Source organism: Massilia sp. Leaf139, assembly GCF_001424165.1.
Classification (GTDB): domain Bacteria; phylum Pseudomonadota; class Gammaproteobacteria; order Burkholderiales; family Burkholderiaceae_D; genus Telluria.
Genome location: NZ_LMOJ01000012.1, coordinates 137817 through 150990 on the forward strand (window position 1 = coordinate 137817; position 13174 = coordinate 150990).

Sequence of the window (13174 nt, forward strand, 5' to 3'; positions counted from 1 at the left end):
GGTTGCAGTACCCTCCCCTTATTGCATCGCTTCTTCGCCATGCCGGCCCAGCGCCAGCAGCTTGCCGATCTCCGGCAGGCAGGAACCGCAATTGCCGCCCGCCTTCAGGCAGGCCGTCACCTGCGCCGGCGTCTCAAGGCGGCGCTCCCGAATCGCTGCGCAGATCGTGTTGCGCCCTACCCCGAAGCAGGAGCAGACGGTCGGCCCCGGATCGGAAGTTGGCGTCGGTGCGCGTCCGGCCAGCAGGGTCGCCCGCTCGCCCGGCGCCAGCGTCTCCTGTTTAAAGAGGCCGGCCAGCCACTGGCGCGGCGGCAGCGCCGTGCGGCGCGCCACGAACACGCAGGCCTGCAGGCGCCCATCGATGAAATGCGCAGCGCGGTAGACGCCGGCGCCGGCATCCTCGTATTCGATCCAGTCGGCCTGCGCATCCACGCCCAGCAACATGCGCGCCCAATCGGCGTGCACTCCTCCCCGTCCACCGAGTTCGTAGCGCACGAAGCCCCCGCCCTGGACGCGCGTCCAGTTCGCGACCTTCTCCACTTCGAATTCTGCGCGCGACAGCACGAATGCCTGCCACTCCACCACGAAGGGCTCCACACGCACCGGCGTGTGCTTGAACTCCGGCTCGCCCGACACCGGATCGACCACTGGATTGACCACGGCACCGACGCGGGCGTCCGATGCCGTCTGGCCGTTCCAGTGGATCGGCACGAACACGCTGCCGCGCGCAATGCCGCCGCCATGCGTCACGCGCGCCACCATCGCGCCCCAGCGGCTGACGATGCGCGCCAGTTCGCCCTCGCGCACGCCGCACAACAGGGCGTCGTGCGGATGCAGATCGACGAAGGGTTCGGGCGTGTGATCCGCCAGGCGCGGCGACTTTCCGGTGCGCGTCATCGTATGCCACTGGTCGCGTACGCGGCCGGTGTTCAGGATCAGCGGATAGTCCTCGTCGGGCGCATGCAGCGGCGCACGCGGCGGCGTGGGAACGAAACGCGCGCGGCCGTTCGCATGGGCGTAGCGGCCGTCGCCGAACAGGCGCGGCGTGGCACCGATGGCGCCGGCCGGCAGCGGCCACTGCACCGGCTCCAGCGCGTCGTAGTCCTGGCGCGTCATGCCGGCCAGGCCCGCGATATCGAACACGCGCCGGCCCGCCTCGCCGTTGCGCCACCCCGAGAGGCGGGCGTGCTCGTCGAAGATCGCGTGCGCGCCGTCGTAATTGAAACCTTTGAAACCCATGCGCCGCGCCACTTCGCACAAGGCCCACCAGTCGGCGCGCGCCTCGCCCGGCGCCGGCAGGAAGGCGCGCTGGCGCGAGATGCAGCGCTCGGAATTGGTGACTGTCCCATCCTTCTCGCCCCATCCCAGCGCCGGCAGCAGCACGTCGGCGTACTCGGTGATGTCGGTACGGCCGACGATCTCGCTCACCACCACCAGCTCGCACTTATCCAGCGCGCGCCGCACCTGCTCGGCGTCGGGCAGGCTGACCAGGGGATTGGTGGCGATGATCCACACCGCCTTGACGCTGCCCTCCTCCACCGCGCGGAACAGGTCGAGCGCTTTCAGGCCGGGTCGGTCGGCGATGCGCGGCGCGTCCCAGAAGCTGCGCACGGCCTCGCGCTGGGCCGGGTTGTCGAGCTCCATGTGGGCGGCCAGCGTGTTCGCCAGTCCCCCGACTTCGCGCCCGCCCATCGCGTTCGGCTGGCCGGTCAGCGAGAACGGTCCCATGCCGGGCCGGCCGATGCGGCCCGTGAACAGGTGGCAGTTGATGATGGCATTGACCTTGTCGGTGCCGCTCGAAGACTGGTTCACGCCCTGCGAATACGCGGTGACGACCTTGCCCGTGGCCGCGAAGACCGCGTAGAAGGCGAGCAGCGCGCCTGGGTCGACGCGGCAGATGCGGGCGACCTGGGCCGGGTCGGCGCAATCGGCATCGGCGGCCGCCAGCGCCGCCTCCAGCCCCTCGGTATGGGCCGCAACGAAGCCGTTGTCGGCAGCGCCGTGCCGCGCCAGGTAAGCGAGCAAGCCGTTGAACAGCCAGACATCGGTGCCGGGCTTGATCGGCAGGTGGATGTCGGCCAGCTCGCAGGTGGCCGTGCGGCGCGGGTCGATCGCAACGATGCGCAAGGACGGCCGCGCCTCCTTCGCGCGCAGGATGCGTTGAAAGAGGGTCGGATGGCACCAGGCCGTGTTCGAGCCGACCAGCACGATCATCTCGGCCAGTTCGAAGTCCTCGTAGCAGCCGGGCACCAGGTCTTCGCCGAAGGCGCGCTTGTGACCGGCCACGCTGGACGACATGCACAGGCGCGAGTTGGTGTCGATGTTCGCGCTGCCGACATAGCCCTTCATGAATTTGTTAGCGACGTAGTAGTCCTCGGTCAGCAGCTGGCCGGAGACGTAGAGCGCCACCGCGTCCGGGCCATGCTCGGCGACGATGCGCGCGAAGCCGTCAGCCACGCGATCCAGGGCGTCGTCCCAGCCTGCGCGGCGCAATTCGCCCTGCTCGCGCAGCATCGGGTGCAGCAGGCGCCCGTCGAGATCGAGCGTTTCGCCCAGCGCCGCGCCCTTGACGCACAGGCGCCCCGCACTAGCGGCGTGCTGCGCATCACCCGCGATGATCGGGATCGACCCGGGGCGCAGGGTCGCCGTGACGCCGCAGCCGACGCCGCAGTATGGACAGGTGGTGCGCACGGTCTGCGCGGGAAGGGACATGTCCATGGTGGTGCTTCCTCAGGTGGTGGCGCACAGCGCCTGGCCGAACAGCAGGCGGTCGCGATAGGGGGAGATGTCGGTGCCGCGCTGGATCAGGTCGAAATACCAGGGGCCGTCCTTGCAGTCGCCCATCAGGACGGCGCCGGTGACGCGCGATCCTTCGAGCACGAGGCGTTTATAGACGCCGTTGAAGCGGTCGCGCAGCACCAGCTCCTCGCTCCCGGGCCCGCCGGCGATGTCCCCGGCCGAAAACAAATCGATGCCGGTCACCTTCAGGCGCGTGGCGAGCGCCGCCTGCACGTAGCGGCGGTGGCCGGCGCCGGCCAGGTGGGCAGCGCAGACCCGGGCCTGCTCCCAGCCCGGCGCCACCAGGCCGAAGGTGGCGCGCCGGTGCTGCACGCATTCGCCCACCGCGTAGATGCGCGGGTCGTAGGTCTGCAGGGTGTCGTCGACGACGACCGCGCGCTCGACATGCAAGCCGGCTTCTCGTGCCAGCGCCACGTTGGGGCGCACGCCGGCCGCCATCACGACCAGGTCGGCCGGCAGTGCGCTGCCGTCGGCGAAGCGCACTTCCTCGACCCTCCCCTCGCCTGCGATGGCACTGGTCTCGGCGCCGAGCAGGATGCGCAGGCCGGCGCGTTCGAGCGATTCCTTCAGCAGGAGTCCGGCTTCGCCGTCGAGCTGCTGGTTCATCAGGCTCGCCGCCACATGTACGACCGTCACGGCCATCCCGCGCCGTGTCAAGGCATGCGCCGCTTCCAGTCCGAGCAGGCCCCCGCCGATGACGACCGCGCGTCCCCCACGGCGCGCGGCGGCCAGCATGGTGTCGACGTCGTGCAGGTCGCGAAAGCCGACCACGCCGGGCAGCGTCGCGCCCGGCACCGGCAGCATGAAGGGCGTGGAACCGGTGGCCAGCAGCAGGCGCTCGTAATGGGCCTCCCTCCCCGATTGCGCAATGACCATCCGGCGTATGCGGTCGATGCGCACGACCGGGTCGCCCGTATGCAGGGCGATGCCGTGCTCGTCGTACCAGGCGCGCGGATGCAGCATGATCTCGTCGACCCCCTTGTCGCCCGCCAGCAGCGGCGACAGGAGCACACGGTTGTAGTTCCCGTGCGGCTCGGCGCCGAACACGGTGATGTCGTACAGATCCGGAGCGAGTTTGAGCAGCTCCTCGACCGTGCGCATGCCGGCCATGCCGTTGCCGACCACGACGAGCCTTGGCTTCATGCCGCGACCCAGACCGTGCCGTCTTCGACCCGCACCGGAAAGCTGCTCACCGAATGCGCGGGCGCCTCCAGGCATTCGCCCGTCTGCAGATCGAAATGGTGCTTGTAGATGGGCGAGGCCACGACGATGCGCTCGCCCAGGCTGCCGACCAGGCCGCGCGAGAGCACGGCGGCGTTGGCGTTCGGGTCGTAGTTATCGATCGCGAACAGGCGGTCGGGGCCAACCCGGAACACGGCCACCTGGCGCCCGTTCAGCAGTGCGCACACGCCGGTGTCGGGCACGATCTCGTCGACGGCGCAGACGGCGCTCCAGTGATGGAGTTGGATATCTCGGTGCATGGCTTTCTCCTCAATGGCTGATTGCGATCGGAATCGTGCGGCGGCGTTCCTCGACCGTGGCCGGCCGCACCTGTCCGCGCTCGGGCATGAAGACGACGTTGTCGTCCTGCGCGGCGCTGTTGACGAAATGGCGAAAGCGCTTGCGCACCTCCGGGTTTTCGACGGCGTTCTTCCATTCGCAGGCATAGCTGTCGACAACGAGCTGCATGTCGGCTTCCAGCTCGGCGCCGATGCCGAGCTTGTCGTCGACCACGACCTGCTTGAGGTAATCGAGCCCGCCTTCCAGGTGCTCGCGCCAGGTGCTGGTGCGCTGCAGGCGGTCGGCCGTGCGCACGTAGAACATCAGGAAGCGGTCGACCAGCTTCACCACGGCCGCTTCGTCCAGGTTGGATGCGATCAGCTCGGCGTGGCGCGGCTTCATGCCGCCGTTGCCGCACACGTACAGGTTCCAGCCCTTGTCGGTAGCGATCAGGCCGACGTCCTTGCCCTGCGCTTCCGCGCATTCGCGCGTGCAGCCCGAGACGCCGAACTTCACCTTGTGCGGCGTGCGCAAGCCCTTGTAGCGGTTCTCCAGCGCGATGGCGAAGCCGGCGCTGTCGCCCACGCCGTAACGGCACCAGGTCGAGCCGACGCAGGATTTCACCGTGCGCAGCGACTTGCCGTAGGCGTGGCCGGATTCGAAGCCGGCCGCGATCAGCTCTTCCCAGATCGGTGGCAGCTGATCGACGCGCGCGCCGAACAGGTCGACCCGCTGGCCGCCCGTGATCTTGGTGTACAGCCCGTACTTCTTGGCGATCTGGCCGACCGCGATCAGGCCGTCAGCCGTGACCTCGCCGCCCGGCATGCGCGGCACCACCGAGTAGGTGCCGTCCTTCTGGATATTCCCGAGGAAGTAGTCGTTCGAATCCTGCAGGCTCGCATGCTCGGGTTTTAATACGAAATCGTTCCAGGTCGAGGCCAGGATATTCGCGGCGACCGGCTTGCAGATGTCACAGCCGAGGCCCTCGCCGTGTTTCGCCAGCAGTTCGCCGAAGCTCTTGATGCGCCCGACGCGCACCAGGTGATGCAGCTCCTGGCGCGAGTGGTCGAAGTGCTCGCACAGCGCGCGGCTGACGGCCACGCCCTGCTGCGCCAGCTCGGCGTTCAGCACCTGGGTCACCAGCGGCACGCAGCCGCCGCAGGCGGTGCCGGCGCCGGTGCATTTTTTCAGGGCGCCGATGCTGGCGGCGCCGTCCCGCACCGCCGCGCAGAGTGCCCCTTTCGAGACGTCGTTGCAGGAGCAGATCTGGGCCGCATCCGGCAGCGCATGGATGCCGACGCCCTGCTTCGGCGAAGCGCTCGATTGCGGCAAAATCAGGCTTTCCGGCGCGTCGGGCAGGTCGATGCCGTTCAGCGCCATCTGCAGCAGCGTGCCGTATTCCGCCGCGTCGCCCACCAGCACCGCGCCCAATAAACGCTTGCCGCAGGCGCTGACGACCAGCTTTTTATAGGTCTGGCGCCGCTCGTCCAGGTATTGCACGCTGCGGCTGCCGGCGCTCGTGCCATGGGCGTCGCCGATGCTGGCGACATCCACGCCCATCAGTTTCAGCTTGGTGCTGAGATCGGCGCCCGCGAAGCCGCCCGGCGCGCCCAGGACGTGGCGGGCCGCGGTACGCGCCATGTCGTAGCCCGGCGCCACCAGCCCGAAGAGCTGGCCGCGCCAGGCCGCGCATTCGCCGACGGCGTAGATGTGCGGGTCGGAACTGAGGCAGTCGTCGTCGATGGCGACGCCGCCGCGCGGGCCCAGCGCCAGGCCGCAGGCACGCGCCAGTTCGTCGCGCGGACGGATGCCGGCTGAGAACACGATCATGTCGGTGTCGAGGACGCTGCCGTCGGCGAAGCGCATGCGGTGGGTAGCGTCCTCGCCGTCGACGATCTCCAGCGTGTTCTTCCCGGTGTGTACCGTGACCCCAAGTTCCTCGATACGTCCGCGCAGCACACGCGCGCCGGGTTCGTCGACCTGCACCGCCATCAGGCGCGGCGCGAATTCGACGACATGGGCGTGCAGGCCGAGGTCGCGCAGCGCCTTGCCGCATTCCAGCCCCAGCAGGCCGCCGCCGACCACGACGCCGCTGCGGGCATGCTCGCCCCAGGCGCGCATCGCTTCCAGATCCTCGATCGTGCGGTAGACGAAGCAGCCGGCGCGTTCGCGCCCCGGCACCGGCGGCACGAAGGGAGCGGAACCGGTGGCCAGCACCAGCCTGTCGTAGGCGAGCACCTCGCCGCCGGCCAGCGTGACCGTGCGTTCGGCGCGGTCGATGGCGACGACCTTCGCGTTCAGGCGCAGGTCGAGGTTCGCGCGCTCGAAAAAGCCTGGCGCGACCAGCGACAACTCCTCGGCCGTCTTCCCGGCGAAGAATGCGGACAGGTGCACGCGGTCGTAGGCCGGGCGCGGCTCCTCGCCGAGCACGGTGATGTGCATGTTGGGCGCCGCAGCGGCCAGCGATTCGACAAACTTGTGGCCCACCATGCCGTGGCCGATGACGATGATGTTCATGCTGTTCTCCTTATGCGCGCGCGGCTGCGGCGCTGCTTGCTGTGCTGCCGAACCGGGCGCCGAGCGCGCACAGGCTGGATACGACGACCAGGCCGCCGAGAATCATCAGGGTCTGGCGCAGGTCGCCCGTGCCCTTCATGAGGAAGCCGGCCAGCACCGCGCCGACATTGCCGCCGGCGCCGACGATGCCCGCCACGCCGCCCAGCGCCTGCGGCGCCACGAAAGGCACCAGCGCGTAGGTCGCGCCGCAGGCCATGTGGGTGAACAGGCCGAAGCAGAGCATGGCGAGCAGCGCAAAGGCGACGCCGTCGGCGTTGGCGAACAGGAGCAGGCCGAGGCCCTCGCCCACCATCAGCACGAACAGGACGGTGACGCGGCTGTTCAAATCGCCCCGGCTTGCGCTGCGATCCGACAGCCAGCCGCCCAGGGCGCGGGCGAACAGCGCCAGCAGGCCAAAGCTGCCCGCCGCCAGGCCGGCCGCGCCGAGCGAGAGGCCGTACTGCTCGACGTAATACACGGCGGCGATGTTGTGGATGAAGATCTCGATGCCGAAGCAGGCGCCGTAGGTGACGAACAACAGCCAGGCGCGGTGGTTGCGGCAGGCGGCCTTGAAGCTGGCCCAGCCGCCCTTGCCGCCGCTCTCGACAGGTACGCCGGCTGCGCGCAGGTCGCTGAAGTTACCGGCCGGGCAGTCCTGGGTATAGCGCCAGTAGACGGCCGCCATGACCAGCATCGCCACGCCCGGCACGATCAGGGCCACGCGCCAGCCCAGGGTGTCGGACACGCCCGCCATCAGCAGCGCCGCCAGCAAGAGCGGCATGAGCGCCTGCGCCGCGCCGCCTCCGGCATTGCCCCAGCCGGCGGCCGCGGCGTTCGCGGTGCCGACGACTTTCGGCGCGAACATCACGGAGGTGTGGTACTGGGTGATGACGAAGCTGGCGCCGACCGCGCCGATCCCGAGGCGGAACAGCAGGAAGCTCTCGTAGCTCTGGGCGAAGGCGACGCCGAGCACGGGGATCGCGCCCAGTGCGAGCAAGCCCGTATAGGTCTTGCGCGGGCCGTAGCGGTCGCACAGGGGGCCGACGACGAGGCGCACCAGGATCGTGATGGCGACGGCGGCGATGTTGATGTTGGCGATTTGCGCGGTCGAGAGCCCAAATTCGCCTTTGATGACCGGCATCAGCGGCGCGCAGGCGAACCAGGCGAAGAAGCAGATGAAAAAGGCGACCCAGGTGAGGTGGAAGGCACGCATCTGCGGCGTGTGGAAGTCGGTCAAGGTGATGCTGCTTGCTTTGCTGGCCATGTCGTCCCTCGTCGTGAAAACAAAAAGGCGTCCGCATCCCGTGGTGGCTACCAGGGAGGCGGACGCCGTTGTCCGGTTGGAGCCGATCCAGCGTTGGATGGGCTCAGTGTCGTGAAGGGATCGCCGTTGATCCTGGTGTCAAGGATTGCAAGAGGCGTGCCAGAAGCCGTCCGGGGCGTGGCTGGTGGGGGTTGAAATGAAAGCGCTCTATTGCGGTGCACAATGCGCGTTGACGATGCAAAACAGCGCACTGTGATGGTGTGGAGTTCTATGCACTGACCCGTAGGGTGGGCGGGTCTCCCGCCCACCCTACGGGTCAGCTCACCAGTTCCAGGCGTACCGCGTCGCGCTGGTGGATCGCGAACGACGCCGCATACCCGGCCGGATCGCTGCCATCCCACACGCGGCCATCCATCAGCCGGCTGCTGCGCATATCGCTCGACGGCACAGCCACCCCAGCCAGCAGCGCCGCCTCGCGGTACAAGGCCACCCGATTCACGGAACGCGCCACGTCAAGATACGCCGGCTCCTCGCGCAGCAAGCCCCACCTGCGCTGCTGGGTCAAAAACCACATCCCGTCCGACAGCCAGGGAAAGGTCGCCTCGCCGTCGCCGAAGAAGCGCAGGCCGGGAAAGTCGCCCCGGCGCGGCAGCAGGCAGCTGCGCAGCAGGCCGACGTCGGCGTGGACGTAGGCCGGGCTGGCCAGCACCTCGGCGGCAGCCTCGCGGTTGGTGGGCGAGGCGTCGAGCCAGCGCGCCGTCTCCAGCAGCGCCGCCACCAGCGCGCGGCAGGTGTGGGGGTGGCGGGCGGCGAAGTCGGCGCGGGTGCCGAGCGCCTTGCCCGGGTGCTGGGGCCAGACCTGGCTGCTGGGCGCGACCAGCACGCCGCTGGCCTCGATCACGGCGCGCCGGCTCCAGGGTTCGCCGGCGCAAAAGCCGTCCATGTGGCCGGCTTCCAGGTTGGCCGCCATCTGGCTAGGGGGCACGGTGACGAGCCGGGTCTGCGCCAGCGGATCGATGCCGGCCGCGGCCAGCCAGTAGCACAGCCACATCGCGTGGTTCCCGGTCGGGAAGGTGTGGGCGAAGGTGTAGCGGCGCGGCTGTTCGCGCATCAGGGCGGCCAGGCCCGCGCCGTCGCGCACGCCGGCCGCCGCGATGGCGCGCGCGAGCACGATCGCCTGGCCGTTCTGGTTCAGGTTCATCAGCACGGCCATGTCGCGCGCCGGGCTGCCGATCCCCATCTGCAGGCCGTACAGCAGGCCATACAAGACCTGGGCGGCATCGAGCGCGCCGCTCGTCAGGCGGTCGCGCATGGCCGACCAGGAGTGCTGCTTTTCCAGCACCAGCTTGATGCCGTACTTGTCGTCGAAGCCGAGCACGGAAGCCATCACCAGCGGCGCGCAATCGGCCAGCGGCATGAAACCGATACGGAGTGTCTCTTTTTCCGGCCCGTCCGATCCGGCGCCCTGAAACCCTGTCATGTGTCCTCCTTCCGCCGGGATCATCCCAGCAAATCCTCGACGTCGAGAATGCGCTGCGCGATCTCGGCCAGCCGCATGTTCTTGTTCATCGCCAGGCTGCGCAGGCGGCCGTAGGCTTCGTCTTCCTGGAGCTGGTGGCGCGCCATCAGCACGCCCTTGGCGCGGTCGATCAGCTTGCGCTCGGCCAGCTTCTGGCGCGTGTCGGCCAGTTCGCCCAGCAGTTTCTGTTCGCGCCGGAAGCGCGCCAGCGCCACGTCGAGAACGGGCCGCACGCGCTCGGCGCGCAGCCCCGCCACGATATAGGCCGAAACGCCCGCCGCCACCGCCGCCTCCATCGCCGCCGGGCTGTCGTCCTCGGTGAAGAGCACGATCGGCCGCCGCGCCTCGCGGGTGGCGATCACGATGTGTTCGAGCACGTCGCGCGCGTCGGATTCGCTGTCGACGATGATCAGGTCGGGCTGCAGTTGGCCGATGCGCTCGGGCAGGTAGATGTCCGGCGGCAGCGAGGCGACGATGTCGTAGCCCGACTCGAGCAGGCCGACGCGCAGCGCGGCGCTACGGAAGGCCTGCGCGTCTCCAGCCTGGGTATCGCCAACGTGCGTGTCGCCGTCGGTGACGACGACGATGCGCAGCTTGCGTGATGGAGCGGTTGGTGTCATGTGGTAGTCGATGCAAGAAGCGCGCCATCCACCAGGATCGGCTCGCCGCCGGGATATTTGTGACGGAAATATCCACTATGCGGACACAGCAAGAGGCCATTCATCAAACGAATCGCCAACATCATGAACCGAAAGTTTGTTGATGAACGGGACCGCTCTATACTGCATCGCAACACTACGCAGTATTTACCAGGAGATCCACCATGACCGTTCTCGAAATGCTCCCAGTTGGCCTCGCCGTACTTGCCGTCGTCGCCCGCATCGCCATGTTCCTGCCGCGCCTGCAGAAGTCGGCAAGCCAGGCGAACTAAGCAGCAATGACCAAGGCGCCCCGTACATACAGGGCGCACGCCGGTTCCCCTTGCCGGATAAATTGTTCGGCACCCTCACCTGTCGCAGAGTGGCTGCGCTAGAATGCATTCGCGTTTTTCTAGCCAGAAAGCTATTTTTTCCACTCACCAGACTCCACGATGCGACTTCCTGCACTGACTTTCCTTGCCGCGCCGCTTTGTGCGCTGCTCGCGCTCCCGGCTGCGGCCGCCCCCACGCCCATCACGCTCGACCAGGCCATGTCCCATCCCGACTGGATCGGCAATCCGGTCGAAGCGGCATGGTGGGGCTGGAACGGCAAGGACGTGTATTTCAAGCAGAAGCGCACCGGTTCGCAGTTGCGCGATACCTTCCTCGCGACCGCGAAGGGGCCGCAGAAAGTCGCCGACAGCGAGCTGGCCAAACTGGATAGTCCGGCCGTGGTCTACGACCGCGCACATACACGCACCATTATGGTGCGTAATGGCGACCTGTTCGAGCGCGACTTGAAGAGCGGCGCGCTGGTGCAGATCACGCGCGGCGTGAAAGCCGAGGATCCGCAGTACTCCAGCGACGAGCGCGCGGTGCAGTTCCGCGTCGGCCACGACTGGTTCGGCTGGGATCGCGCCAGCCGCCTGCAGGCGCCGCTGGCCCTGCCGCGCGCCGCCAAGGATCCGGCCATGCAGGAGCCGGATGCCCTGCGCGACATGCAGCTGCGCCTGATGACGACATTGAAACGCGCCAAGGACGACCGCGACGCCGCCCGCACCCGTACCGAAGAGGAACGCCGCTCCGACGCCACCCGCGCCCCTGCCCAAATCTACCTGGGCGAGAAGGTCACGATCGAAGGCAGCGCGCTGTCGCCCGACGGCCGCTGGCTGGTGGTCGTCACCGCCGCCAAGGGCGCCGAGAAGGGCCGCGTCGGCAAGATGCCGCGCTACGTCACCGAATCGGGCTACGAGGAGATGGACGACGAGCGCACCCGCGTCGGCCGCGCCAATCCCGTGCCGCACCAGCTCAAACTGATCGAGCTCGCAAGCGGCAAGGTGCAGGATCTGGCATTCGACAGCCTGCCCGGTATCGCCGTCGATCCGCTTGCCAAGCTGCGCGCCGACGCCAAACTCGATCCCCTGAAGGGTAACCGCCCGCTGCGCATCGCCGACCGCGCCGACGCCGTACGCTGGAGCCTGGACGGCAAGCGCGCCGCCGTCATGCTGCGCGCCGTCGACAACAAGGATCGCTGGATCGCCACCCTCGACCTGAGCGCGGCCAAGCTGGTGCCGCAGCACCGCCTCTCGGACGAAGCCTGGGTCAACTACGACAACAGCGACTTCGGCTGGCTGCCGGACAACCAGACCCTGTGGTACGTGTCGGAAGAAAGCGGCTACGCCCACCTGTACACGCAGGCGGCGAACGCGCGCCCGCGCGCCCTCACGAGCGGCAAGTGGGAAGCCGGCGACGTGCGCTGGAGCGTCGACGGCGGCACCGCCTACATGCTCTGCAACCGCAAGAACCCGGGCACCTACGAGGTCTGCGCGGTGGATGCGAAGGATGGCGCCACGCGCGAAGTGACGAACCTGGAAGGCGTCGAGCGCTTCACGCTGTCGCCGGACAGCCGCAAGCTGCTGGTGCACTATTCGTCGAGCTACACGCCGGCCCAGCTGGCCACCGTGCCCGCCAGCGGCGGCGCGGCCGTCAAGCTGACCGATACCCGCACGCCCGAGTACAAGGCGCGTACCTGGATCCAGCCCGAATTCGTGGCCGTGCCTTCGAGCGACGGCGGCGACCCGGTGTGGTCGAAGCTGTACCGCCCGGCCAACATGGTGCCGGGTAAAAAATACCCGATCGTGATGTTCGTCCACGGCGCCGGCTACCTGCAGAACACCCATAAACGCTTCCCGGTCTACTTCCGCGAGCAGATGTTCCACAACCTCCTGGTCGAGAAGGGTTATGTCGTGCTCGACATGGACTACCGCGCCTCGCAGGGCTATGGCCGCAACTGGCGCACGGCGATCTACCGCCAGATGGGCCACCCGGAACTGGTGGACTACCAGGACGGCGTGAAGTACATGGTGGCGAACCACCAGGGCGACGCGGCCAATGTCGGCATCTACGGCGGCAGCTACGGCGGCTTCATGACCTTCATGGCCCTGATGCGCGCACCGGAGATGTTCAAGTCGGGCGCGGCCCTGCGCCCGGTCACCGACTGGACGAGCTACAACCACGAGTACACGGCCAACATCCTGAACACGCCGGACGTCGATCCGCAGGCCTATAAGATTTCGTCGCCGATCGAGTACGCCGACAAGCTGCAGGGGAACCTGCTGATTGCCCACGGCATGGTCGACGACAACGTGTTCTACCAGGACTCGGTGCGCATGGCCCAGCGCCTGATCGAGCTGAAGAAGGACAACTGGGAACTGGCCAGCTACCCGCTGGAGCGCCACGCTTACACCCAGCCGGAGAGCTGGTTCGACCAGTACCGCCGCATCTTCAAACTGTTCGAGCGCACGCTCAAGCAGTAAGGCCGGCACCCGGCCTGGCCTAAACGGGCGCCCCGCGGGGCGCCTTTTGTTTTACTGTTCGGTTTGTACCTTGCTTCCGACG

Annotated in this window: 8 protein-coding genes; 1 reads left to right on the forward strand and 7 read right to left on the reverse strand. The window is 68.2% G+C overall.

Annotated features, from left to right (window positions below; genetic code table 11):
- Positions 1-18: 18 nt before the first annotated feature.
- The 7 genes from ASF77_RS09255 to ASF77_RS09285 all read right to left on the reverse strand — a co-directional run bounded on the left by ASF77_RS09255 (position 19) and on the right by ASF77_RS09285 (position 10258).
- Positions 19-2718 (reverse strand): nitrate reductase, encoded by a 2700-nt coding sequence (locus ASF77_RS09255; protein WP_056338053.1) that lies wholly within the window; start codon positions 2716-2718, stop codon positions 19-21.
- 12 nt (positions 2719-2730) lie between these two features.
- Positions 2731-3942 carry an NAD(P)/FAD-dependent oxidoreductase gene (locus tag ASF77_RS09260; protein ID WP_056338057.1) on the reverse strand — a complete coding sequence of 404 codons (1212 nt, stop codon included), beginning with the start codon at positions 3940-3942 and terminating at the stop codon, positions 2731-2733.
- The gene (gene nirD, locus ASF77_RS09265; protein WP_056338061.1) at positions 3939-4280 is read right to left on the reverse strand and encodes a nitrite reductase small subunit NirD; all 342 of its coding nucleotides are present in this window, start codon (positions 4278-4280) and stop codon (positions 3939-3941) included. Before nirD ends, ASF77_RS09260 begins: the two co-directional genes overlap by 4 nt.
- Before the next feature lie 10 nt (positions 4281-4290).
- Entirely contained in the window at positions 4291-6816 is a 2526-nt protein-coding gene (gene nirB / locus ASF77_RS09270; protein ID WP_056338065.1) for a nitrite reductase large subunit NirB, read from the reverse strand.
- 10 nt (positions 6817-6826) lie between these two features.
- Positions 6827-8119: an MFS transporter gene (locus tag ASF77_RS09275; RefSeq protein ID WP_056338068.1), complete on the reverse strand. Its 1293-nt coding sequence runs from the start codon at positions 8117-8119 to the stop codon at positions 6827-6829.
- A 316-nt stretch (positions 8120-8435) separates the two neighbouring features.
- Positions 8436-9599 carry a CmpA/NrtA family ABC transporter substrate-binding protein gene (locus ASF77_RS09280; protein WP_056338072.1) on the reverse strand — a complete coding sequence of 388 codons (1164 nt, stop codon included), beginning with the start codon at positions 9597-9599 and terminating at the stop codon, positions 8436-8438.
- Between the two features lie 20 nt (positions 9600-9619).
- On the reverse strand, positions 9620-10258 hold the full coding sequence (locus ASF77_RS09285; protein ID WP_056338076.1) for an ANTAR domain-containing response regulator: 639 nt from the start codon (positions 10256-10258) through the stop codon (positions 9620-9622).
- A 470-nt stretch (positions 10259-10728) separates the two neighbouring features.
- Between ASF77_RS09285 and ASF77_RS09290 the strand changes: the two genes are divergently transcribed.
- On the forward strand, positions 10729-13092 hold the full coding sequence (locus ASF77_RS09290; RefSeq protein ID WP_056338078.1) for a S9 family peptidase: 2364 nt from the start codon (positions 10729-10731) through the stop codon (positions 13090-13092).
- Positions 13093-13174 lie beyond the last annotated feature (82 nt).

What these genes read in the sequence shown, in the direction of transcription:
- ASF77_RS09285 (WP_056338076.1), bottom strand. Translation starts at nt 10,258, where the DNA reads ATGACACCAACCGCTCCATCACGCAAGCTGCGCATCGTCGTCGTCACC.
- ASF77_RS09255 (WP_056338053.1), bottom strand. Translation starts at nt 2,718, where the DNA reads ATGGACATGTCCCTTCCCGCGCAGACCGTGCGCACCACCTGTCCATAC.
- nirB (WP_056338065.1), bottom strand. Translation starts at nt 6,816, where the DNA reads ATGAACATCATCGTCATCGGCCACGGCATGGTGGGCCACAAGTTTGTC.
- ASF77_RS09290 (WP_056338078.1), top strand. Translation starts at nt 10,729, where the DNA reads ATGCGACTTCCTGCACTGACTTTCCTTGCCGCGCCGCTTTGTGCGCTG.
- ASF77_RS09280 (WP_056338072.1), bottom strand. Translation starts at nt 9,599, where the DNA reads ATGACAGGGTTTCAGGGCGCCGGATCGGACGGGCCGGAAAAAGAGACA.
- ASF77_RS09275 (WP_056338068.1), bottom strand. Translation starts at nt 8,119, where the DNA reads ATGGCCAGCAAAGCAAGCAGCATCACCTTGACCGACTTCCACACGCCG.
- ASF77_RS09260 (WP_056338057.1), bottom strand. Translation starts at nt 3,942, where the DNA reads ATGAAGCCAAGGCTCGTCGTGGTCGGCAACGGCATGGCCGGCATGCGC.
- nirD (WP_056338061.1), bottom strand. Translation starts at nt 4,280, where the DNA reads ATGCACCGAGATATCCAACTCCATCACTGGAGCGCCGTCTGCGCCGTC.